A 22,074-nucleotide genomic window follows, 5' to 3' on the forward strand; every position below is an offset into this window, starting at 1 on the left:
TAATAAGGAAGTGGATAGTGAAGTAAAAAGAAGTGAATAGTGATTAGTGGACAGAAAAAAATACTATTCACCATCCACTATTCACTAATCACTTTCTTTACAAAGGAGGCAGTATGTTTAAGAAATCAATCGTTTGTCTTGTTTCAACGGTTCTCTGCGCGGTGCTCGCGCTACCGGTCTTGCTTTCGGCTCAGATCGCAGATGTGAATTATGCCGGCGGAGGAGACGCGTATCTTGCGATTGAGCGTACCAACGTTACGTCGCGCAAGGGTTTACCGTCGGATTCTTTCCGCTCGGCCGGTAACGTCACCGTCATAGAAAAAGCCGACATAGAGAAACTCGGCGCCTCAACTCTCACGGATGTTTTGCGGCTCCAGCAGGGGATAATAGTAAGGGATTTTACCGGAAGCGGCAAAACCGTCGGCATTGATTTGAGGGGATTCGGCGAAACGGGAGCATCCAATGTTCTGGTGCTCGTCAACGGCCGCCGCACGAACAACATAGATATGTCGAATGTGGACTGGGCGCAAATTCCTCTGTCCGCCGTCGAAAGAATAGAGATAATCCGCGGACCCTCGGCGGTGCTTTACGGCGACAACGCGACGGGCGGTGTCATAAACATCATCACCGCATTTTCGCCCGAAGATAAGACGAGCATCTCGGCGGAAAGCGGCTCTTTCGGGCGCGGCGCGGCGCGTCTGGATTTTTCGGGGCGCAGGGGTGAAACGTCGTTCAGAGTGTCAGCCGGCAGGGAATCCGTCGGAGGTTACAGGGAAAACTCCGGCATCGGAAGCTCGGACATTAACGCGTTCATCGCGCGCAAAATCGCCAAGACGAAGTTGTCGATAGATTTCGGTTTTCACGGCGACAGGTACGGAATGCCCGGCGCTTTAAGCGAGGCGGACTGGGACAAGGGAAATCTTACGAAGGCGGCCTCGACGAGAAACGAGGCGGGAACGAATGATTCCTACGCGCAGATTTCTTTGGGAGCGACAGTAACTCCGCGATTCGACAACGAAGTCATCCTGTCGTTCAGGAGCCGCACAGCGGCATCGTACTGGAGAGATTACTACGACCCTATATGGTTTCCGAATCCCGGCGAACAGCGCAAGACCGAAACTTTCGGAGCGCTCAATAAGGCGTTATTCGCGGATGCGCCCGTCGGCAGCGTCACTTGCGGTGTGGAGGCGTATTTCGCGGGTCAGACGGTTGTTGACCTCGATGTAAACGACGTGCCTGTGCCCGGCTCGACGGCTCTCAGGAAAAACACACTGTCCGTTTATGCCGAGGACGAAATAAAACTTCTGGGCGATGATCTCAGAATTATCGGCGGCGCAAGATACGAAATGGCCGCGTTTTCCTTTGAGACGGCCGGTTCGGACGAAATGAAAATATCTTCGCCTGTGGCGGCATATTCTCTCGGAGCGAATTATCTTGTCGACGAGAAAACTTCGGTCTACGCCAAATGGGCGACGGCGTTCCGCGCCCCGACCGTGGACGAATACTACAGCGTATGGGGCGGTCTCAACGCATCGCTGGTCAATCAGGCGACCAAATCCGTCGAGCTGGGAGTAAAAAAGATTTTCGGACGGACGGTGTCGGGAAATCTTTCCGTTTTTCAAACGGATACCGAGAATGAAATATATTTCAATCCCTTCGACCCTGTTACATTTACAGGCGGAGCCAACGAAAACTATCCGGCAACGCGCCGCACAGGCGCCGAACTGGGCGCAGTGTATTCGCCGTCGAAAATATACTCGCTGAAAGCGAATTACACCTACACCGACGCGAAAATCACCGGCGGAGATTACAAGGATTCCGTTGTGCCCGCAGTTCCGGCGCATTCCGCATCTTTGATAAACACTCTGACATCGGGAAGATACGTCGTGAGTATGTCGGGTAATTACGTCGGTGAAAGATATTTCATCAGCGACCAGAAAAACGTTTCCCCGCAACTGCCGGCCCACGTTCGCGCCGACGTCAAGGCGTCTTACTCTCTTGACGGCGTAAAGATATTCGCAGGCGTCAATAATATTCTTGACGCGAAATATTCCGAGTACGGAGTGTCCAACATTGCCGGCACGGCGAGAAATTACTATCCTTCGCCCGCCAGAAACTTCTTCGGCGGAATAGAGGTGGTATTTTAAGTTTCATATATCAGTGATTTTGTAGCGGGCGCATTGCTATGCGCCACTATTGCGGGATAGCAATCCCACCGCTACATAGCGGTAAAAAAATCCCCCTGTATCCCCCTTTATAAAGGGGGAATGAACAACAGGTATAAAAACATCACCTTTTGGAGGAGAGGGTTGAGAGGGAAATCTGATTCCTTCTTTGAAAAAGGGAGCTGAGAGAAAAATCGGCTTCCCCCTTAGAAAAGGGGGCAAGGGGGTTGTGTTTTTCTCGGCGATTTTACAACCCCCGTACCCCCTCCGATGCCTTCGGATACGGAGTCTGCGACTTTGTTAAGGGGGAATTAACTATTGTCCGACGACCCCGCCGTAGTCTGGCGGGGCGGCGGAGTTTGAAACCGCCTCAAAAATCCTGACTCATAGGCAGCGGGGTTTGGGGAAATAGACAAGAAAAAGAAACAAGAAAAGAAAGTTTGTGGTTTTGAGGAAAACAGACAAAAAAAATACGTTTGTGTCAGAGAGGTATCATTATGCACAAAGAAATTCCCAAAGAAGAATTTTACCGCCTCATCAACCACGGCCCCTGCGTCATAATATCGTCGGGCGATGACAAAAAAGCCAATATCGCTCCGGTGGCCTGGAAAATGCCGCTTAACGACGACCCGCCTCTTGTCGCCGTGGCCTTGTCCGAAGACGGATATACCGCCGAATTAATTTCGGCGACCGGAACATTTGTCGTCAACGTTCCGGATTCGGATTTGCTTGCCTCTCTTCTGGGCGCGGGCAAGGTGTCGGGCCGCGATACCGATAAAATAAAGCGGTTCGGCGCGCGAATGGCCAATGGGGAAAAAATAAAAACGCCCCATCTCGCCGACGCCGTCGGATGGATTGAGTGCGAGACACGCGACAAAAGGATTTACGAAGGAGTGGCGCTTTTTACGGCGAAGGTCTTATACGCCGCCGTCGACGACGGGGCATACGACGGCTATCTGGATCCCTCGAAGCGTCCGACGGTTCACCACTTGGGCGGCGGATGGTTCGCGCAGGCGACAAAAAGAATAAAGCTTTAAGCGCCGCGTTTTTTGCGGATAGACAGGACGGATATCGCCGCGATGTATCCCAGCAGCGAACCGGCTGCGACATCGGTGGGGAAGTGGACTCCGGTGTAGACGCGCGAAACGGCTATGAGCGCGGCGACGCAGTAGAAAAGCGGGCGAAATCTGCCGATTTTTGCCGACAGATACGTCGCCGCGGCGAAGGCCGTCGCCGAATGTCCCGACGGAAACGAGCGCCAGTGAAGGTCGGCGCCAAGGACGTTGCGCAGCTGCGGAAGATTGCTTATGCCGCCCAGCGGACGCGGACGGTTGAAGAAAAATTTTATCACTTGCGCGACGGCTCCCGCCGCGATGACCGCCGCCATCGCCCAGAAAAAATCCTTCCAAAAATTCCTGCCGGCGGTCTCGCGGTTCAGATATAACGCCAGCGCGATAAGGCCGGCCGCCGCAAAGCCGTTGCCCAGATGAGTTATCACGGTCATCACGACGTCGGCGGCATCGGAACCCATCCGGACGTTCAGAAAAACCGTGACGGCGTCGTCGAAACGCTGTATCGCGCCGAAAATATTCATCGCTAAACCTCAGTCGTACCTGCCCAGCATATAATTAATCCTGATTCTTACGAGTTCGACAAGCATTTTGACGGAATCCCTCACGGCGCTCACCCGCGTGTTGGGATTGTTTATCCATCTTACCGGGACCTCGACTACGCCGAAGCCCTTTTTCTGCGCCAGAAATATTATTTCCGCGTCGAAGGCGAAACCGTCGATGCGAGAGAGCGCGAAAAGTTTTTTGGCGGCATTTTTGCGAAAAAGTTTGAAGCCGCACTGAGAGTCCTTTATCCTTCCGAACGTCAGCGTTCTGGCTATTTTATTAAAGACCTTTCCCATCATCTCTCTGTAAAAGGGCTGATGCAGCGCCACGTCGGCTCCCGTCGCGGCGCGCGAACCGGCGGCCATATCGGCGTCCGCGCCGTCGAGCGATGATTTAAGTTTGGATAATTCCTCTATGGGAGTGGAAAGGTCGGCGTCGGAAAAAAGTATAAACTCCATCCGCGCTTCCTCGACTCCGCGCTTTACGGAAAAGCCCTTGCCTCGGTTTACGTCACTTCTTATGAGACGCACTTTCCCGCGCGCGGCGAAACTTTCGGCCACGGCGGCGGTGCCGTCGGCGGAGCCGTCGTCCACAACCAGAATTTCAAAGTCGCCGCCGTCGGCGGCAAGATAGGCGAGCATCCGCTCTATCGTCGGTCCGAGACGTTTTTCTTCGTTAAACGCGGGTATTATTACGGAGATGTTCATATATTTGAAGCCGTCGAAAAAGTACCCAAAATGTCACCCTGAACCATTCGCTTTTGTCACCCTGAGTGAAACGAAGGGTCTCGCTTTGGCTCAGGATAAACTCCGTGAAGGGTCTCCACCCGAAGGGTGGTCGTCGGAAAACGAGATTCTTCGCGGAGTTTATCCTGAGGCATTATGAGCGAGGTTTTCTAACGGTCTCATATTTAGCGCGACAGCGCGTATCCGCCGGCTTCGCGTACCAATACAAAACCCGCCCCGCGCAGGTCGCGGTCAAATTCTGATTTTTTGGATATTACCATAACACCCTGAATATTTTTGGTTGACAGGCGCACCGGCGCGGCAGTTTTTTTTAACGCTGCGAGTTCCGGCAGTTCGCCGTGTCCCAGATATACGATTTCACGTTCCGCATAAAGAGTTATCGACGGGGACATAACCATTCCGTAGGCGACGATTTTAGCGTCCGGTTTTTCGGCGGCGGCTTCAAGCGTAAGTTCCTTAAGCGGTTTTTGAGCGGTAATCCACACTTTTTGGGCGACGAGGGGCAGCGCGATATTTGCGGCGGCCACGGAAAATACCGCCAATCCCGCGATAGCGAGCCGCGGCGCTTTTTGGCGCAAAAAGGGAACAAACGTCATCCAGAGCGCGCAGGCAAAAATCGAGGCGGCCAGCGCCGCCGGAGCCAATCCGAGCCGCGCGCCGTGCTCAAGATACGGCGCCGCGTCGGCAAGACGAGCCGCGTTGGCGTTAAGATAATTCTCGGCGAAAAGAAACGCTCCGCCTGTGACCGCTCCGACGACAGCGGCCACAAAAACCGAAAGAATCGGCAGCAAATTATTTTCACGCGATTGGCGCCGGACGAACCCGTCGAGCCAGTAACCCAGAAGCACCGCCAGGGGCGGAAACATCGGCGCGGCGTAGTTGGGAAGTTTTGTTTTCGAGAGGGAAAAAACCGCAAAAGGCACGGCCGCCGCTATAACGCAGCCCGCAAGCGCGCGGTGTTTGCGCCATCCGAGCAGCGCCTGCGGCAAAAAAGCGCTCCACGGGAAAAGCCAGAACATAGCCACGGGCAGATAGTAAAATACGCCGCCGGAATGTCCCTCAAAGGCCTTGCCGCCGAATCTTTTGAGATTATGCACCAGAAAGAAATCGCGGAAGAACTCGCCGCCCGTTCTTAACGCCGCGGCGATGTGCCAGGGCGCCGCTATCGCCAGAAACACGGCGATGCCCGCGGGCTCGACGAAAATTCCGATCGCCTTAAAAATATTTTTTCCGGACAGAAGAGCGTAGAAAAACGCCGAAACTCCCGCCAGCGCCGGTCCGGCGGGGCCTTTGGCCAGCATTGAGAAAGCCGCCGCCGCGTAAAACATCATCGAGTATTTTCTTTGTCCCGTGTCGATATAAAGGACGGCCGCGAAAAACGCCGCCGACGTAAACAGCGCGAAAAGCCCGTCGGTAAGAATGGCGCGCGACATTATGCCGGTGCCCAGCGACGTCACAAAGACCAGCGCCGAGAGACGCGCGGCCCCCTCTGAGAAATAATACAAAGCGAACAGATATATCAATAGTGTCGCGCCCGCCGCCGATGCCGCGGCAACCGACCGTCCGGCGCGGGATATACTATTAAAAGGAAAAGCTTTGTAAGCGGCGGCGGTCAGCCAGTAAAGAAGCGGCGGTTTTTCGTAGAATTTTTTGGAATTGAACGATGGAGCCACCCAGTCGCCCGATTTTATCATTTCGGCGGTCGTGGCGGAGTAGATTGCTTCGTCGTAGTCGAACGCCTCAAATCCGGCCGTCCCCGCGAAGAACATCGCGAAAGAAGCCAGAAGCAGCAGGATCGCTTCGTATTTTATTTTGACTTTCATAAAAAATCCGCGCTTGTTTTTACGCGGGGAATCCGCAGCAGTATATCAAAATTTTGTAGAATATCGGTTCCGCATCGGTACGCGTTCGACGACAAACGGACGGCGGGCAAGCGAGGCGTTAATGAAAAATTATGAATTGCTCAAGTCGATAATCCGCCGCAGAAGCCGTCCGACGGGAAAGGCCGCCGTGGCTTATTCCGGCGGAGCCGATTCCGCGCTGCTTCTTGCGGCCGCGGCCGACGCGCTTTCGCCGTCGAAGGTTATCGCGGTTATAGGGGATTCCGAGACGTATCCCGCGGCCGAAAAGCGCAAGGCCGTCGCGCTGGCAAAGAAAATCGGCTCGAAGGTCGTCGTCGTAAAAACCCGCGAAATAGATTCGCCTTCTTTTTCCGGCAACCCGCCCGACAGATGTTTCCACTGCAAAAACGAACTCTTCCGCCGCGTCACCGCGACGTCCCGCCGCTTCGGCGCCGCGGTCGTTTTTCACGGCGCCACGCTGTCGGACGACGGCGATTTCCGCCCCGGCGCGAAAGCCGCCGCCGCATGGAAAGTCGCCGCGCCGCTGCGCGAAGCGGGTTTCACCAAGGCCGACGTGCGCCTCGTTAGCCGCGCGCTGGGACTGTCCACCGCGTCGAAACCGTCGCAGGCGTGTCTGGCGTCGCGGCTGCCCTACGGAGAAACCATCACGCCGGAAAAACTCTCTCTCGTCGAAAAATCCGAGGCGTTTTTGCAAAAACTGGGTTTCAGGGAAGTGCGCGTGCGCTTTCATCCGTCGGGCGCCATGGGAGGGCGCGTGGCGCGCATCGAACTCGGAAGCGGCGAACTTTCGCGCGCGCTGCGCAAGCGCAAGGACATAACGCGCCGACTCAAAAAACTCGGTTTTACATACGTTTCTCTTGACCTCGACGGTTTTCAAACCGGAAGCCAGAATTTAATTTTCCGTCGGAGACCTTGACAACGTTTTAAGAAAATTATATAAGTTATAGCCGTTTTTTAACGGATAGCGCGATTGCCCGCCGATGCGGCAAAATTCCGCATCCGAATGTAAAAAATGAAATCATTAGGCAAACATCTTATCGTCGAACTTTACGACTGCGATTGTAAACTGCTCAATGACGTCCGTTCCGTGGAGCAGATAATGGTCGACGCGGCCAAAAAAGCCAAGGCGCATATCGTCGACGTGATTTTTCACTCTTACAATCCGCAGGGCGTATCGGGCGTGGTGGTTATAGCCGAATCGCATCTGGCCATTCACACCTGGCCGGAGTACGGCTACGCTTCCGTCGACGTATATACCTGCGGCGAAGAGATTGACCCGTGGGTGGCTTGCGAGCATATCGAGTCAAAACTCAAAGCCCGCAATTCCACGGCGCTGGAGATGAAAAGAGGGGTGCTCAGAAACAAGGGCGTGATAAAACATAAGAATTCCTGACGGAGCGAGCGCGATGAATCACCCCAAAAATGGCACCTGGCTTACCGAATATTTCACACCCGAAGAAAAACACTCCCACCTGCTTAAACAATATATCGTAAGAAAAAAGACAAAATTCCAAAACGTTATCCTTGCGGATTCCGCGTCGTTCAAGAGATGTCTCGTGCTCGACGGTGAGATGCAGTCCGCCGAATATGACGAGCGCATTTACCACGAGTCGCTTGTGCATCCCGCAATGATGTCCTGCCCGGCTCCGCGAAAAATTCTTATTATGGGCGGAGGGGAAGGCGCCACCGCAAGGGAGCTTTTGCGGTATAAATCGGTCGAAAAAATCGTAATGGTGGATATAGACGGCGAAGTGGTGGAATTCTGCAAGAAATATCTGGGAAAATGGCATTGCGGAGCGTTTTCCGATAAGCGCGTGGAGCTTGTAATCGACGACGCCAAAAAATACGTCGAGACGACGGAGGAAAAATTCGATATTATCATATCCGACCTGCCCACGCCCATAGAGGGGGGGCCGGCTTACGCGCTGTACACGTCGGAATTCTACCGGACACTCAAGAAAAAACTTGCGCGCGGCGGCATCTTAGCCGTGCAGGCCGGTTCGGGGAATCTGCTGCAGTTTAATTTCCACAAAATGCTGTTCGCAACCCTGCGCAGCGTTTTTAACGACGCCAGAGCATATTATTCCTATGTCCCGAGTTTCGACGTGCCGTGGGCGTTTATTGTGGCGTCGGACTCAAAGCGCCGCGTCTCGGCCTCAGCCGTGGACGCCAAAATTAAAAAACTCGATTCCCGAAAAGCCGGACGACTCAAGTTTTACGACGGACTTACGCACGAAGGACTTTTTGCGATACCCAAGTTTTACAGGGACATACTTTCATCGGAAAAAAGAATTATTTCCTCTCACAGACCCGTTTTTTTCTTTAAATAGAAAACCAACGGGCGGTCGGACAGCCCGTCCCTGAGCGATGAACCAGAACCGCACGCCACTATTCGATGTCCTTTATAACCGCTCCCTCCGAAAAGTCGTTTCTTTTCACACTCCGGGCCACAAAAACGGCGAAAGCATAGAAAAACGCCTGAAATCTTTCACGGGGCGGAACGTCTATTACTTCGATGTTACGGTCTTCCCCGAGGTGGATTCTCTGCACGACCCTACGGGGCCCATCAAAAAAGCGCAGGAACTCGCCGCCTCCGCATACGGCGTAGACCATTCGCTGTTTATGGTAAACGGGTCGTCCGGCGGGAACATCGCCATGTTTCTGGCCACGATGCGCGCCGGCGAGTCCGTCATAGTTTCGCGCAACGCGCATAAATCCGTTCTGGCCGGGGTCATACTTTCCGGCGTTTGGCCCATCTGGATTCAACCCGAAATCGACGAGCAGAACAAAATAATCAACAATTCTTCGGCTCGCCAGATAGAGGACGCCCTCGATAAATTTCCGGAAGCCAGGGCGGTGTTCATTACCTCGCCCACGTACAACGGTGTCGTCGCCGACCTCTTCAAAATAGCCGAAATCTGCCACCGTCGGGGAAAACTTCTTTTGGTCGACGAGGCGCACGGCGCGCATCTTAAATTTCATAAAGATCTGCCCGTCAGCGCCGTGGAGACCGGAGCCGATATGTGCGTGCAGTCGACGCATAAGATGCTTTCGGCGATGTCGCAGGGGTCTATGCTGCATGTAAATTCCGACATGGTCGATATAAACGCCGTCAGACAGGTTGTTTCTCTGAATCAGACGACGTCTCCGAATTATCTTACGCTGGCCTCTTTGGATATGGCCCGCTGGCAGGCGGTTCACAAGGGCGAAAAGATGCTCGACAGGGTGATAAAAACCGCGCAGCGCGCCCGCCGGAGAATAAACGCGCTGGAGCATTTTTCCTGCTTCACGCGCGAGGACATAAAAAAGAATAACGGCCGCGATTTGGATGTGACGAAACTGACCATCAACGTTACGCGCGCGGGAATGAGCGGTTATGATGTGGAAGATATACTCGCCAAAGAGTATAATATCCAGGTCGATTGCGCCGACACTTTCAATCTTATAGCCATAATGGGCATCGGCTCGACGCCGCGCGACACCGAAGCGCTTGTTTCGGCGCTGGCCGACATAGAAAAAAAGATTGCCGCCTCCGTCGTGGGGCCGGCGCCGGACATGACCGACCTCCCGCCGCTGACGACGGAAATGGTTATGGCTCCGCGCGAGGTATTTTTCAGCAAAAAGATAAAAAGGATACCGCTGTCGCGCGCGGCCGGACACATATCGGCGCAGACGCTGACGCCTTATCCGCCGGGGATTCCGGTATTGATACCGGGCGAGCGCATAACTTCGCAAGTCGTGGATTACGTTCAGGAATTGGCCCGCAAAAAAATCCGCGTGAGCGGTCAGGAGACGGAGTCGCTTAAAACCATAAAAGTAGTGATGTAATACATACATAAAGGAGAATGTTATGAATAAAAAAGAACTCGCCAATTACCGCAGAATGCTCGACGACAAGAGAAAAGAGTTGGCCACGCTGATGAAAAAAAAGGAAGTCGACTTGAGCGAAAATGAAATCAGCGAGGACGATAAGGTCGAGTCGTCCATCGAAAAAAATCTGATATTCAGCATAACTTCCAATGAAGAGAAAATCATAGAAGAAATAGACCACGCATTAAAGAGGATAGAAAAAGGATCTTACGGAAACTGCGCGCTTTGCGATAAAAAAATAGCCGACAAGCGCCTCCGCTCGCTTCCGTGGGTGCGCTATTGCATAACCTGCCAGAAAAATTCGGAAGTCAAGAAGTGACAACGGAATAATCCCGCAACCGGAACACTCTAAGTTGGTGTAGGGCAGAACCGATTTAAGGAGTGTTCCCATGAAATCCCCCGAGTGTCGTTTCGACGAGCGTTTGATAAGCGCCTGCGTCGATTCCGAAACCACCCCCGAAGAAACCCGCATAGTAAAAGAACACGTGCGCGAATGCGACTCGTGCAGGGCGGCTTTCTTCGCCTACGCTTCGACCAGGTCGACCCTGCTTTCGACAAGTATATCTCCCGCCGCCGCTCTCGCGCCCGCCACTCTGGGTCTTAAAATCAGGCGCAAAATCGCCGCATCAAAGCAGTCCGTCGTATTCGATATATTCGAGCGGCATTTCTACAAACTCTCCCTTTCCGCCGGAATGCTTCTGTATTTGAGCGCCGACAATTTCAGCCCCGAAATCACGATGCTTTTCTTGCTGTACTTCGGATTCCACCTCTATGTCTATTCCGACAAGTTCGACTACAGAAGGCACATACTCGATGTCTGAGAAAAAGACGCGCATTACGGCTTTTTTATCGGGCGAAAATGCTCAGTCCACCGTCGAGTACGTTATGATAGCCGCCATAATGGCGATATTCGGCCTGGGCGCGGTAAAACTTTTCGGTTCGGCGCTGGGGTCCTCGTTTAGAAAGACAAAAAGCATAAGAACGGGAATGCCCGGCATGATGCCCTGAGGTTTTCTATGAAACTTATTTTGGCAATGATAAAACAAAAAATCATCAAGTCACAGTCGGGACAAGGCGTCGTGGAGACGCTATTAGTGACCGTCTTGTTTTTGACGGCGATTATCTTTACTATGGTCCAATTTACGATGATAACGCTCGGCTGGATGCGTGCCAATGACGCCGCGCAGGCCGGAGTAAGGGCCGCCATAGTCACCAAAGGAAACAGTTCTGCCGGCGCCGAGGGAGAGGATCCGGAACAGAATGCCCAAACGGCTATCACCTATGTGCTGGGAATCGGCTTGCCCGCCAAAGCGACTATATGGAACAAAAACCCTTTGGGTAAAGCAGGCGCCGACCACAGCGGTAATCCAAAGCAAATGTTTTCCGCGCACGCGTATTACACACAGTCGGTAATGTTCTCTTCGATTTTGCAGCCCATACTGGGGGACAATGACCCTTTTATCCAATCAGAAGGAATGGCGGGCAGTTTTTATGGCGGCGGATACGGAACACTCGATGTTTCCCGCAAGTATGGCGTAACGGGCGCGGCGCATTGCAGAATGATGAAATCCCCTGATTGGAAGTTTTACGAGACCGCCTATCCGGGGGCAAAGAAGTTTAATGAATAATATAAATGCTTCGCGATGCGAAAGTATATGACGACCAAAAAATTATCGCCCACTAACCGCTCGACACTAACCACCCGCCACTCCCAAAGCGGCCAGGCAATGCCCTATTTCTTTATGATGATGATAGTTCTGGTTTTGTGCTGGGCAATGCTGATTAACGTCTCCAAGATGATAAAAGACAGAATGATGCTTCAAAACGCCGCCGACAACGCCGTTATGGCGGCGGCCATTAATCAGGCGCGCACACTAAATATGCTGGGCCAAATCAACCAGATGATAGCCAAAGTGTTTTACGACAGCGTGCCTCTGGGCCCCACACTGGGGGCGATGGGTATGCATCCCGGAGAGTCATTTTCAGGCGGCGGCGGCGGTGTATACGGTGTCTGCGCTCTTGCGCCGCTTTTGCCGCAGGGGGCGTGGCAGGATAATGTTACAAGGGTCGGCGCCACGATAGATGTTTATCCTATAGGTTTGACCAAATGTTCTGTGGGGACGGGTAACGGCAGCGATAAAGTGGAGACGGGTGTAAATTCGATGAAGACGCAGGTGGACGGGTTGGTGGAATTACAGAAAAAGATAGCCCAACTTGGACCGATGTATTCCGCCAAGATAGCCAGAGAAGTCGCTCGTAGGCAGGAATTAAACGCCGCCGGCGCGGAGACCGGCGCGGATCAAGGTATTTTGGATGTAACTTTTACCGACCTTGGTCTGGGCCTTGAAAGAAATGAAATCATGATAGAATATTTTGGCGCCGAGCATATCTATGGAAGTGTTCCTCCGATTCCTATCGTTCTACCGCCCGGAGTGCATGTACATATAGTCAAGCCGTATAAAATCGGCGAAACGAAAGATTCATGGTACTTCGCAAATAAGAAAGAGTTTTACAAAAAGAAAATAACGGTCGTGGTTAGAAAAAAATCCGATTCTCCGTCGAATAAGGGGTATCCGCTCCTTGGAAAAATCTTCGGCATAGAAGAGTGGCCGGCCACCTATGCGATAGCTTCGGCGGCCGTCTACAACAAAGCCGGCGCTATGTTTGTGATTAAGGACGAAAGCCCGTGGAAAAAAAAGGAAATTAAGGAAAATATAGACGCATACGACGAGGCCGAAGAAGGCGGCTGGGACGCGCACCTTGTGCCCGTCGGCTCGGGCTTTAAGCATTAAAGAAAATATGAAAATAAAAAGAATTAAAAATCTTTTTCGTTTTCCGTTTCCCTCTTTTTCAAACGAGGTGAGACGCAACGGGCAGGCGCTCATTGAAATCATAGTGCTGTTGCCGATGCTCGTGATAATTATATCGGTCATAGTGTGGTTCTCGCGGCTGCTACTCACCAGACAGCAGTTGCTTACGGCTGCAAGATACGGCACTGATATGATAATGCACACTCCCATGGAAGCGGCCGATATCAGACAGGAAATAAAAAATTATCTGACGCACAAAGGACCCGATGTTCAGGGCAGGGTTCTTAATCCTTCCAAATTGACCGATGATAAAATAAAGATAGAAATAAACAGATTCTCCAAGATAGGCCCCGAAGATGCAATCACTGCAATGATGTTGGTGAATTTGATGAATTACAAAACGTCGTATGTGGAGATATATTATCCGTTCAAATTGCCCACTATGTTTAAGGCGTTTTCTTCGTATATCCCGAACGCAGGCGAACTGCCTGGCGAAATATATATATCGGCTCGCTCGGAAGTAATCGCCGGAACAGGGTGTAAATCTGATATCCACGACTGAAAAACAGCTGGAATATATTTATACGCCCGGCACTCTAATAAAGTGTAGGAAGCAAAAAAATAAACGCCGCCCCGCCTCGAAGTCGGGGCCGAAAAAGGAGGTGAAAAAACATGTTGAAGAAACTTATTCACGGCGAAGAAGCGCAGGGACTTACCGAGTACATACTCATAATAGCCCTGATCGCGGTGGTCTGCGTGGCGTCGCTGCGGCTTTTCGGATCGCAGATAAAGGATCTCATCGTCCGCTCGACCCGCAAAATCAAAGACGAGACGTCGGGATTTTCCGAATGACGTCTCTGAGTCGAACAACGTGGGACGAGGAACATCTCCTGATGAAGTATCGTATGGGGATGTTCTTCGTTTCATATAGCCCGGCGAATCCCGCCGGATGCCGCAAGGAGCAAGAGGAATGAAAAAGAACCAGCTTATCATTGCCGGAGTTTTAAGCGTATTCGTGGCAATTCTCGTCGGTGCGTTTTTGGCGTCTCTGGAAGACAAATACAGGAAAGGCGCGCAGAAAGTCACCGTGCTTACGGCTACGCGCTACATCGACCAGGGAGTTATGGTCTCGGAGGACATGGTCAAAGAAGTGCAGATGCCGCGCGAATACGTCCAGCCCAAGGCCATAGCATCTCTCGCCGACATACTCGGCAAGGAAAAGATGCCGCATTACATGACGATAGTTCCCGTTATGGAAGGCGAGCAGGTTTTGGGCTCCAAGCTTCTGGCTCTGGGCGCAGAGACGGGGCTGGCTTCGGTTGTTCCGTCGGAATATCGCGCGATGACGTTTCTTTTAGACAGGCAGGAAGTCCAGGGAATTATCCGGCCCGGTAACAAGGTCGACGTCATAGGAGTTTTCGATTACTACGGCGAAGGCGGCGCCAGAAGGGAAGAGGCCGTTACGCTCATACAAAACGTGACGGTGCTGGCCGTCGGCAAGGCAGTGCTGGGAGCGATGGAGCCGGTTACGATGAAAAAGGGCCGTGTGGAGGCCGCCGTGGCCGCCGACGCTCCGGAGTCCGTTGTAACGGTGTCGCTTGCCGTTACGCCTCCCGAGGCCGAGACCGTGGCCCTGGCCAAGAAAAAAGGTGAGATATTTATGTCGCTCCGTCCGATAGGCGACGAAAGAATTTACGAACTTTCCGGAGCGGCTCTGAATAAAATATTCAAGGCGGCTCCCGCGCGAGCCGTAGCTCCGCCGCGTTCGGCGGCCGTTATTGAAGCCGAGAGACAAACCAAGGAAGCGCTTGATATGCTCAAACGTTACCAGAGGCGTTGACCGTTGGGTCGTGGTAAGTCAAAAAACGGGCGATAGCAAAATATAATCGGGAGCGGATAAAATATGGCTGCCGGAAAACTGATTACTATTTATGAGACGAAAGAGGCCCTGGGGCAGGCCATAATAGGGGTCAACTTCGCCATAGCGCTGGCGTCGCAGTCGAGCAAGCGCGCGGGACTCTGCGACCTTAATTTCAGCGGGGCCGGCGAGATGTCGGTGCTTCTTAATTTCCAGTCGAACAAGCACTTCGACGACTTGCTTCCCCTGATGTCCCAGCTCGACGAAAGAATACTCAAGGGCTTTCTGGTAAAGCACCGCTCCGGCGTGGATGTTTTGCCGGGGGTGTCGGCGGATTTCAATCCGCGCGAAATAAAGCTCGAAGCCATCGGCGCGGTTACCGACCTGATGAAGTCGATGTATCCGTTTACCGTGGCCAGTTGCGAAAACCGCATCAATTCCCGCGCAAGCGCCTTGTTCGACGAATCCGACCTTGTTTTTCTTGTGATATCTCCTCATCTGCTCTCTATGAATCAGGCAAAACGGTTTATGGAGCGCATGCAATCCCTCCACTATCCGCTGGGGATGATAAAGATAATTGTCAATATGTCCGACGTGAAATCCGGCATATCCAAAAAAAATATCGAGGATTTCATCGGCACTCCGGTATTCGCCGAAATCCCGTACGATTCCGTCACGGTGCTGCCGTCCATCAACGACGGAGTGCCGGCCATAGAATCGGCTCCGCAGTCGAACTTTTCGCGGGCGATAAAACATATCGCGCAAAACATAATAAAGGAGAGCGAATCGTTTCAGGCGGATAAATCGGGTATATTCGCGGCGGCTTTGGCCGGCGCCGACGACCGCCGGCGCGCGCGCCAGGAGGCGTCTCTTAAAAAAGAAGACGAAGATATACGCAAAGGCAATGCCGAGGACAGAGTAAACGCTCTTAAAGGCAAGATACACCGCCGTCTGCTTGATGAATTCGATTTTAAGTCGCTCGACCCCGCGCGTCCGGATTTGATGAAAAAAAACGTGCGCGAGAAGATAGAAGCAATACTTTCCGAGGAAGGCACCGAAGGCCTCGGCCGCGAAGAGCGCGGACAGATGGTGCTTTCTCTTATCGACGACGTTTTGGGTCTCGGGCCTCTTGAAAACCTTTTGCGCGACGACAGCGTTTCGGAAATAATGGTCAACGGCACGCGCGATATTTTCGTTGAAAAAGGCGGCAAATTGTTTCCCGCCGAAGAGAAATTCGTCTCCAACGATTCCATCCGCACCGTTATCGACAGAATACTGGCTCCCATAGGCCGCCGCGTCGACGAATCCACGCCGCTTGTGGACGCGCGTCTCTCCGACGGTTCGCGCGTAAACGTGATAATTCCGCCTCTTTCGCTGGTGGGTCCGGTTATCACCATAAGAAAATTCACCATGAAAAAACTCGGCATCGACGACCTTGTCAACTACGGAGCGGTTACCCGCGACATGGTCGAATTCTTGAGGGTTTGCGTAAATTTAAGGAAAAATATAGTTATTTCAGGAGGCACGGGTTCCGGCAAAACGACGCTGCTGAACATGCTTTCATCGTTCATACCGTCGGACGAACGGGTGGTTACCGTGGAGGACTCGGCGGAGTTGCGGCTTCCTCAGAGGCACGTGATTACTCTTGAATCGCGTCCGGCTTCGATAGAGGGCACCGGCGAAATAGCCATACGGCGGCTTGTGATAAATGCCCTGAGAATGCGCCCCGACAGAATTGTCGTCGGAGAGTGCCGCGGCGGAGAGGCGCTGGATATGTTGCAGGCAATGAACACCGGCCACGACGGCTCTCTGACCACGATACACGCCAACACTCCCAAAGACGCGGTTTCACGACTCATCACGATGGTGATAATGGCCGGCACGGAACTTCCGGAGCGCGCAATCAAAGAGCAGATCGTGGGCGCCATCAACATAATCGTTCAGACGTCGCGCATTTCCGACGGGTCCAGAAAAATAACGCAGATAAGCGAAATCACCGGCCTCGACGGCACGGATGTCAGGATGCAGGATCTTTTCGTCTATAAACAACGCGGAATAAAAGAAGGAAAGATACACGGCGATTTCGCGGCCACCGGCAACAGGCCCACGTTTATGGACGCCATAAAAACCCACGGTATCGAACTTGACGATAAAATATTTACGCCGTCCGGCGCTCCGGACGGCGCGCCGGCGGGCATTCAGAGCGCGACATCCGGAGCGGTAAAATGAGCTTACTGATAATGACGCTTGCTGTGCTGGTTTCGGCGGCCGCATCGTTTTTACTGTTTACAAAAATCATCGGCGGCGTGCGGTCGTCGTGGCTTGCCTTCGTCGAGACGCTGGCTAAAATACGCAGGGCCGCCGGCAAGAACAGAGATGCCGTGGCGGCGACATTTTCCGTCGAAACTTTGACGTCCGCGCTCAGGGACTCTCCCGATTCGCCCGTCGCGCGGTATTTCCGTCTGCTGGTCGCGGCCGTGTCCGCCGCAGTCACGCTGGTCGTGTTCGGTGGAAACGCGGTGATATTCGCGTTCATATTCGGCTTCGCCGGATATATGATTCCGTCGGTCATAGTGAAATATTTCGAGGATAAAAAAATGGGAACGTTCGAGGAGCAGTTGATGGACGCCCTCGGCACGATATCCACCGCTATGCGCGCGGGTTCGAGTTTGGTTCAAGCCATGGAAGTCGTAACGGCCGAAGCCGAAACACCGCTTAAAGAGGAATTCTCCGAGGTGTTAAGGCAGGTTCAGCTCGGCAATTCCATCGATAAGGCGTTAAGAGAAATGACGGTAAGGATTAAAAGCCAGGATTTGCGCCTGGCTGTGCTTGCTATTACCGTCACCAGAGAGTACGGCGGCAATTTGGGCGAAAATCTTATGAGAATATCGAGCGTTATGCGCGAGCGCAAAAAAATTCGCGGCAAGATCGACGCTATTACCGCGCAGGGGCGGCTTTCGGGCTGGGTGGTGACTTTTGTTCCGCTGGGGCTTCTTTTCATTCTTAAATGGATGGAGCCGGAAATGTTCGGTCTTATGTTTACGACTTTCCTGGGGAATATCCTTCTGGGTGTATCCGTGATACTTGTTTCCATCGGGAATTACGTCATAATGAAAATAGTCAAGATAGACATTTAATCGTGACGCCTCCCGAAAAACATATTTTCGACGATAAAAACCGCTTGCGCGGGAGATTGACCGCATTAGTTCTTTTTGCGCTCACAGTCGCGGTGTTTTGGATAAGAAGCGACGTCATATTGAATCTGGCGCGCTCGATTTTTGAGCCGTCGCTGCGGGAGTCGTCGGCCGGTTCGGTGAGCCGCGAAGTGTATTTTTCCGCGCGGCGAAATGTTGCCGTGGTGTTTCATCTGGTCGACGACGGCGCGCGCAAGATAAGAGACACCGCCGTCGGTAATGGCGGCGGATGGCTGTATCAGGATTTTAAGCGCGTCGCCCGGGCGCCATCGGGCGCGCGAGTCATATTCTTGTCCGGCTCCGGCAGCTATCATCATCACACCGCGATGTTTATTTCGGAGCGAAGTCCCAAGCCGTCGGTACTGTATCTTATAGACGCGCATCCCGACGCCAGGCCGTCGGGACGGCTTGACTGCGGTTCCTGGGTAAATTATTTCGACGGAGGCATTGTGTTCTTGGGCGGATATTTCGGCCTCACCAAAGAAACCATGCGATGGCTTTCGCCGGAACTGCTGACGAGCGGCCGCCTCGATGTCTATGCGGCTCCGTCCGCGGCCCGCAGTTGGGGCTACGTCAAGGCCGCTGTCTCGACGGCGGCCGCGTTCCGCGCAACGGCGCGGAACGCTACGGCGGCGTTTCGTCCTGACCGCGTCGCCGGGTTTTTCGGGAAACCGGGGGCGTGGGTTCGCTGGAAATCCACCGCCGATTTCGGCGCAACGCCGCCGCCCGCCGTCAAAGACGGCGGGGCCGCTTGCGCGCACCTGAGCATAGACCTCGACGTCCTTGCCGCCGAACACCTGCACACCGGCTGGGGCAACGGCACATTGGAGCCGCGCGAACTCACATCGCTCATTGCGGCGATATTCCGTCGCCGCCCCGCCCCGACTTCGGCCGATATTTGCGGATGGTCCGGCGACGGCGAAGTCCCCGCGGCATACCGCCAAACCGCGCTGCGGCTCATAGAACTTATGTCATCGTCGAGGCCAAATGGTTAGTGGATAGTGTAGAAGCAGTGGATAGTGGATAGAAAAAAAATGCTTTTACTCGCCACTAATCACTAACCACTAATCACTACTTCTACACTATCCACTTTCTTATGAAAAAACTCTTTCCTCTTATCGCGGGAACTATAGCAGTGTGGCTTCTTGCGGGGGCGCTTCTTATTTACGCCGGCAATTCGCCGGCTTTTGCCTCCGTCATAGCCGGAGCCGCCGCGCTCCCTCTGTGGTTCGGCCGCCTTCAGTCGGCGGCCGCCAAACCCGCGCGGCTGACCGCGTGGCTCGATGCGGCCTGGCTCGCGCTTTTTATCTACGCGCTCATCGAACTTTTTGAGATAACCTCGTCGGAAGTGGTGCTCACTGCCATGCTTATGGTTCTTGCTTTTTCAAAATGGAAAGAAGCGTCTCGCGCCGGTCGCGACGAACGCCCTGAAGGGGAGAAACCGCAATGATAGTGATATTTCTGGTCGTGCTTCTGGTATTCGCGGCGGTAATGATGTTATTGACGTGGTTTCTTGATATTGTAAAAGATTTTTCGCTTTCCAAACGCCTCAAAGGCAAAGTTCAGGACGAATACACCATCGCCGACAAAGGACTCGTGGCCACCGTAAAAAATTTCGCCGTGGACATAGGCGCGTATCTTGAAAAATCCAGATTTTCCGGCATTCCCGCGATGCTTGAATCAAACCGGCTCAACCTTTCAAAAGCCGGAATGTCCGGCGTCAAACCATCAACGCTGGCGGGATACCAGGTTCTATCGTCGCTGACGATAGTTTTTATCGCGGTACTGGTTTTCGACGTCTACAACATCGTCATCCTGTCGGCGCTTGCCGCCGGAGGATTTTACGCGCCCGTTCTGTGGCTTAAAGAAAAAATCAAAAAACGCGAGCGGAACATATTCCGCCAACTCCCCGACGCGCTCGACATACTTACGCTTCTCGTCGAAGCGGGCCTCGATTTCAGCTCGGCGTTTAATAAATACATAGATTCCGAGTCCGGCCCGCTTGTCGATGAATTCCATCAGGCGCGCAGGGAAATTAACCTGGGGAAAAACCGCATCCAGGCGCTGACCGATATGTCGAAGCGCGTCAAACACAAGCATCTTACCTCCGTGATAAATTCCATAGTCCAGTCCATGCAGACGGGCGCGTCGATTGGCCCCACGTTAAAAATTCTCTCCGACACGTACCGCATCGAGCGGGCGCAAATGGCCGAAAAAATGGGACAGCAGGCGCCCATGAAGATGATGGTTCCGCTGGTTCTGCTGATTTTTCCGACGATATGGATACTTATTTTCGGCCCCATCGTCCTGTCCTTTATGTCCGGCAAAATCTGGTGATAAAAACTTAACAGCAAAAGACGTGAAGCGTGAATGGTGAAGGGTTGAAGGAAAACTACTCTTTCCGCTTCACCTTTCCCGCTTTGCGTCCTTTCTTTTCGTAACAAGTTCGTAACAAGTTTTTGATAAAAGTAATGCGTGTCCGGATATATGCGATACGCTTCGAGGTTTTTACATATAGCATCCCGCGCGGCTATGCCGTTGGTGGTTTGCGCGGTGGTTATCGGCGCGCGTACCCTTTGCGCCGCCGCGCCTTCCGGTAAAACACCCGCCCAAAAATCCGCCGCCGAGGTTTCGGAATCGTCGGCAAAAGCCAACGCCCAAAAGGAAAAAGCCCAAGCAGAAAAAGACAAGGCGCGCGGCGACGCCCAAAAAGCCAAGGCCGACGAACTCGCCGAGAAAAACCGGCTGATCGAGGCGGCGCGCGCCGAACGGGAGCGGACCCGCAAAGCCGCAGCGGAAGCGGCCGCAAAAATCCGCGACGGCGACGAGGCCTTCGGCAAAAAGAATTATCCCGCCGCAATGGACAGCTATATGCAGGCGCTCTTGATCGCGCCCGACGGACGCGCTGCCCGTTTGCGGCTGGAGAAAACGGCTCAAAAAATACTGGATCCCGAGAAGAAACGCATCGAGGCCGAACGCAGACAGGTAATGGCCGCCTATCGCAAATTGATGGGCAAGCGAAAAGTCGAGAGCACCGACTCGCTGTACGCCAAAGCAGTTTCCAATTACAACAAGAAAAATTATCTCAAATCCTATGAGGGCATACGGAAGATCATCTCCGTCAATCCGGATTTTAAGAACGTGAAATTTTACGACAATAACATTACCGAAGATATGCGGGGCACCGCCGTGGCCGATACCATACCCGATATGGAAAAATTAAGTTACGCCAAGGGCTTTACGGCGTTTTACTTCGACAAAAATATCGCCGAGGCCTCCAGGCAATGGGAAAGAGTTCTGGCCATAAATCCCAGGCGAGTAGAGGTTTCCGATTATCTTAAGAACGCCAAGGCCATCCTCGATGCCCTGGAGCGCGACCGCCGCATAGCCGAGATAACCGCCCGTCTTGCCGCCCTCTATGGCGCAGGCGAAAAAGAATTCGACGCTAAAAAATACGTCCCGTCCATAAAAGAGTGGGAAAAAGTAGTCGACCTCGCCCGCAAAGAATCAGACGTACCCGAAGCCCCCGCGTGGGAGACAAAGGCCCGCGACGCCATTAAAAAAGCTCTCGAAGAGATAGAGAAACTTGCCGCCCGCCGCCGCGCGGCGCCCAAAGCGGAAGAACCGGCCAAACCCGAAGCGGCGGTTGTCGTAGACGAGGCCGCCGCCAACAGATATTATCAGGAAGGTATGGTCGCCTACGCGCAAGGACGTTTAAGAGAAGCCGTGCGCTCGTGGGATCTGGCTTTAAGAATGAACCCCGGACACGACCGCGCGCGCAAAGCCAAGGAAAGGGCCGAAGCCGAACTCGCCGGCGGCCGGTAGCATCCCGCTCGCCCCTTTCCGTCATTGCGAGGAGCCCCGATGGACATCGGGGTGACGAAGCAATCTCCCGTAAGCAGAGATTGCTTCTCCCCCGATAAATCGGGGGATCGCAATGACAAACGGCGGAG

At 53.3% G+C, this 22,074-nt stretch carries 23 protein-coding genes; 20 read left to right on the forward strand and 3 right to left on the reverse strand.

All coding sequences use genetic code 11. The features are described from left to right. Positions 1-113: 113 nt before the first annotated feature. Positions 114-2,147, forward strand: coding sequence for a hypothetical protein (locus CVU77_01190; GenBank protein PKN02063.1), 2,034 nt, complete (start codon positions 114-116; stop codon positions 2,145-2,147). A 515-nt stretch (positions 2,148-2,662) separates the two neighbouring features. Continuing rightward, on the forward strand, positions 2,663-3,202 hold the full coding sequence (locus CVU77_01195; protein ID PKN02064.1) for a flavin reductase: 540 nt from the start codon (positions 2,663-2,665) through the stop codon (positions 3,200-3,202). On the opposite strand, the gene CVU77_01200 is transcribed toward CVU77_01195, so the two are convergent. From CVU77_01200 to CVU77_01210, 3 genes are all read right to left on the reverse strand, one after another. Then, on the reverse strand, positions 3,199-3,759 hold the full coding sequence (locus CVU77_01200) for a hypothetical protein (protein ID PKN02065.1): 561 nt from the start codon (positions 3,757-3,759) through the stop codon (positions 3,199-3,201). The genes CVU77_01195 and CVU77_01200 overlap by 4 nt on opposite strands. A 9-nt stretch (positions 3,760-3,768) precedes the next feature. Further along, the gene (locus CVU77_01205) at positions 3,769-4,488 is read right to left on the reverse strand and encodes a glycosyl transferase family 2 (protein ID PKN02066.1); all 720 of its coding nucleotides are present in this window, start codon (positions 4,486-4,488) and stop codon (positions 3,769-3,771) included. A gap of 203 nt (positions 4,489-4,691) precedes the next feature. Continuing rightward, the gene (locus CVU77_01210; GenBank protein ID PKN02067.1) at positions 4,692-6,350 is read right to left on the reverse strand and encodes a hypothetical protein; all 1,659 of its coding nucleotides are present in this window, start codon (positions 6,348-6,350) and stop codon (positions 4,692-4,694) included. A gap of 121 nt (positions 6,351-6,471) precedes the next feature. On the opposite strand from CVU77_01210, the gene CVU77_01215 reads away from it, so the two are divergent. The 18 genes from CVU77_01215 (at position 6,472) to CVU77_01300 (ending at position 21,946) form a co-directional block, all read left to right on the forward strand. Further along, positions 6,472-7,305, forward strand: a complete 834-nt coding sequence (locus CVU77_01215) for a TIGR00268 family protein (GenBank protein PKN02068.1) — start codon at positions 6,472-6,474, stop codon at positions 7,303-7,305. A gap of 96 nt (positions 7,306-7,401) precedes the next feature. Further along, positions 7,402-7,782, forward strand: coding sequence for an S-adenosylmethionine decarboxylase proenzyme (locus CVU77_01220; GenBank protein ID PKN02069.1), 381 nt, complete (start codon positions 7,402-7,404; stop codon positions 7,780-7,782). 13 nt (positions 7,783-7,795) lie between these two features. Further along, the gene (locus CVU77_01225) at positions 7,796-8,719 is read left to right on the forward strand and encodes a polyamine aminopropyltransferase (GenBank protein PKN02070.1); all 924 of its coding nucleotides are present in this window, start codon (positions 7,796-7,798) and stop codon (positions 8,717-8,719) included. 37 nt (positions 8,720-8,756) lie between these two features. Then, positions 8,757-10,217, forward strand: a complete 1,461-nt coding sequence (locus CVU77_01230; protein PKN02071.1) for an arginine decarboxylase — start codon at positions 8,757-8,759, stop codon at positions 10,215-10,217. 22 nt (positions 10,218-10,239) lie between these two features. Next, on the forward strand, positions 10,240-10,578 hold the full coding sequence (locus CVU77_01235) for a hypothetical protein (protein ID PKN02072.1): 339 nt from the start codon (positions 10,240-10,242) through the stop codon (positions 10,576-10,578). A gap of 70 nt (positions 10,579-10,648) precedes the next feature. Then, complete coding sequence (locus CVU77_01240) at positions 10,649-11,080, forward strand: hypothetical protein (protein ID PKN02073.1); 432 nt, start codon at positions 10,649-10,651, stop codon at positions 11,078-11,080. Further along, the gene (locus tag CVU77_01245) at positions 11,073-11,267 is read left to right on the forward strand and encodes a hypothetical protein (protein ID PKN02074.1); all 195 of its coding nucleotides are present in this window, start codon (positions 11,073-11,075) and stop codon (positions 11,265-11,267) included. The genes CVU77_01240 and CVU77_01245 overlap by 8 nt, the downstream gene beginning before the upstream one ends. An 8-nt stretch (positions 11,268-11,275) precedes the next feature. Continuing rightward, complete coding sequence (locus CVU77_01250) at positions 11,276-11,887, forward strand: hypothetical protein (GenBank protein PKN02075.1); 612 nt, start codon at positions 11,276-11,278, stop codon at positions 11,885-11,887. Positions 11,888-11,902: 15 nt separating this feature from the next. Further along, entirely contained in the window at positions 11,903-13,051 is a 1,149-nt protein-coding gene (locus CVU77_01255; protein PKN02076.1) for a hypothetical protein, read from the forward strand. Between the two features lie 7 nt (positions 13,052-13,058). Then, entirely contained in the window at positions 13,059-13,631 is a 573-nt protein-coding gene (locus tag CVU77_01260) for a hypothetical protein (GenBank protein ID PKN02077.1), read from the forward strand. Positions 13,632-13,741: 110 nt separating this feature from the next. Continuing rightward, on the forward strand, positions 13,742-13,921 hold the full coding sequence (locus CVU77_01265) for a Flp family type IVb pilin (GenBank protein ID PKN02078.1): 180 nt from the start codon (positions 13,742-13,744) through the stop codon (positions 13,919-13,921). Between the two features lie 97 nt (positions 13,922-14,018). Continuing rightward, positions 14,019-14,909: a Flp pilus assembly protein CpaB gene (cpaB, locus tag CVU77_01270; protein PKN02079.1), complete on the forward strand. Its 891-nt coding sequence runs from the start codon at positions 14,019-14,021 to the stop codon at positions 14,907-14,909. 1,020 nt (positions 14,910-15,929) lie between these two features. Continuing rightward, positions 15,930-17,156, forward strand: a complete 1,227-nt coding sequence (locus tag CVU77_01275; GenBank protein ID PKN02215.1) for a type II secretion system protein E — start codon at positions 15,930-15,932, stop codon at positions 17,154-17,156. Beyond that, complete coding sequence (locus tag CVU77_01280; GenBank protein PKN02080.1) at positions 17,153-18,064, forward strand: hypothetical protein; 912 nt, start codon at positions 17,153-17,155, stop codon at positions 18,062-18,064. Before CVU77_01275 ends, CVU77_01280 begins: the two co-directional genes overlap by 4 nt. Positions 18,065-18,066: 2 nt before the next feature. Continuing rightward, positions 18,067-19,116, forward strand: coding sequence for a hypothetical protein (locus tag CVU77_01285; GenBank protein ID PKN02081.1), 1,050 nt, complete (start codon positions 18,067-18,069; stop codon positions 19,114-19,116). A gap of 101 nt (positions 19,117-19,217) precedes the next feature. Beyond that, complete coding sequence (locus tag CVU77_01290) at positions 19,218-19,571, forward strand: hypothetical protein (protein ID PKN02082.1); 354 nt, start codon at positions 19,218-19,220, stop codon at positions 19,569-19,571. After that, a complete protein-coding gene (locus CVU77_01295) occupies positions 19,568-20,458 on the forward strand; it encodes a hypothetical protein (protein ID PKN02083.1) in 891 nt (296 codons plus the stop codon). The genes CVU77_01290 and CVU77_01295 overlap by 4 nt, the downstream gene beginning before the upstream one ends. Positions 20,459-20,653: 195 nt before the next feature. Then, positions 20,654-21,946 carry a hypothetical protein gene (locus CVU77_01300; GenBank protein PKN02084.1) on the forward strand — a complete coding sequence of 431 codons (1,293 nt, stop codon included), beginning with the start codon at positions 20,654-20,656 and terminating at the stop codon, positions 21,944-21,946. The last annotated feature ends 128 nt before the right edge of the window (positions 21,947-22,074 follow it).

The sequence above is a fragment of the Elusimicrobia bacterium HGW-Elusimicrobia-1 genome, from assembly GCA_002841695.1.
GTDB lineage: Bacteria > Elusimicrobiota > Endomicrobiia > PHAN01 > PHAN01 > PHAN01.

Coding starts and splice junctions, on each gene's coding strand:
- CVU77_01245 (PKN02074.1), top strand. CDS start 11,073: ATGTCTGAGAAAAAGACGCGCATTACGGCTTTTTTATCGGGCGAAAAT.
- cpaB (PKN02079.1), top strand. CDS start 14,019: ATGCCGCAAGGAGCAAGAGGAATGAAAAAGAACCAGCTTATCATTGCC.
- CVU77_01235 (PKN02072.1), top strand. CDS start 10,240: ATGAATAAAAAAGAACTCGCCAATTACCGCAGAATGCTCGACGACAAG.
- CVU77_01265 (PKN02078.1), top strand. CDS start 13,742: ATGTTGAAGAAACTTATTCACGGCGAAGAAGCGCAGGGACTTACCGAG.
- CVU77_01230 (PKN02071.1), top strand. CDS start 8,757: ATGAACCAGAACCGCACGCCACTATTCGATGTCCTTTATAACCGCTCC.
- CVU77_01190 (PKN02063.1), top strand. CDS start 114: ATGTTTAAGAAATCAATCGTTTGTCTTGTTTCAACGGTTCTCTGCGCG.
- CVU77_01210 (PKN02067.1), bottom strand. CDS start 6,350: ATGAAAGTCAAAATAAAATACGAAGCGATCCTGCTGCTTCTGGCTTCT.
- CVU77_01220 (PKN02069.1), top strand. CDS start 7,402: ATGAAATCATTAGGCAAACATCTTATCGTCGAACTTTACGACTGCGAT.
- CVU77_01300 (PKN02084.1), top strand. CDS start 20,654: ATGCCGTTGGTGGTTTGCGCGGTGGTTATCGGCGCGCGTACCCTTTGC.
- CVU77_01225 (PKN02070.1), top strand. CDS start 7,796: ATGAATCACCCCAAAAATGGCACCTGGCTTACCGAATATTTCACACCC.
- CVU77_01200 (PKN02065.1), bottom strand. CDS start 3,759: ATGAATATTTTCGGCGCGATACAGCGTTTCGACGACGCCGTCACGGTT.
- CVU77_01250 (PKN02075.1), top strand. CDS start 11,276: ATGAAACTTATTTTGGCAATGATAAAACAAAAAATCATCAAGTCACAG.
- CVU77_01205 (PKN02066.1), bottom strand. CDS start 4,488: ATGAACATCTCCGTAATAATACCCGCGTTTAACGAAGAAAAACGTCTC.
- CVU77_01295 (PKN02083.1), top strand. CDS start 19,568: ATGATAGTGATATTTCTGGTCGTGCTTCTGGTATTCGCGGCGGTAATG.
- CVU77_01195 (PKN02064.1), top strand. CDS start 2,663: ATGCACAAAGAAATTCCCAAAGAAGAATTTTACCGCCTCATCAACCAC.
- CVU77_01275 (PKN02215.1), top strand. CDS start 15,930: ATGAAAAAAAACGTGCGCGAGAAGATAGAAGCAATACTTTCCGAGGAA.
- CVU77_01255 (PKN02076.1), top strand. CDS start 11,903: ATGCGAAAGTATATGACGACCAAAAAATTATCGCCCACTAACCGCTCG.
- CVU77_01290 (PKN02082.1), top strand. CDS start 19,218: ATGAAAAAACTCTTTCCTCTTATCGCGGGAACTATAGCAGTGTGGCTT.
- CVU77_01215 (PKN02068.1), top strand. CDS start 6,472: ATGAAAAATTATGAATTGCTCAAGTCGATAATCCGCCGCAGAAGCCGT.
- CVU77_01260 (PKN02077.1), top strand. CDS start 13,059: ATGAAAATAAAAAGAATTAAAAATCTTTTTCGTTTTCCGTTTCCCTCT.
- CVU77_01240 (PKN02073.1), top strand. CDS start 10,649: ATGAAATCCCCCGAGTGTCGTTTCGACGAGCGTTTGATAAGCGCCTGC.
- CVU77_01280 (PKN02080.1), top strand. CDS start 17,153: ATGAGCTTACTGATAATGACGCTTGCTGTGCTGGTTTCGGCGGCCGCA.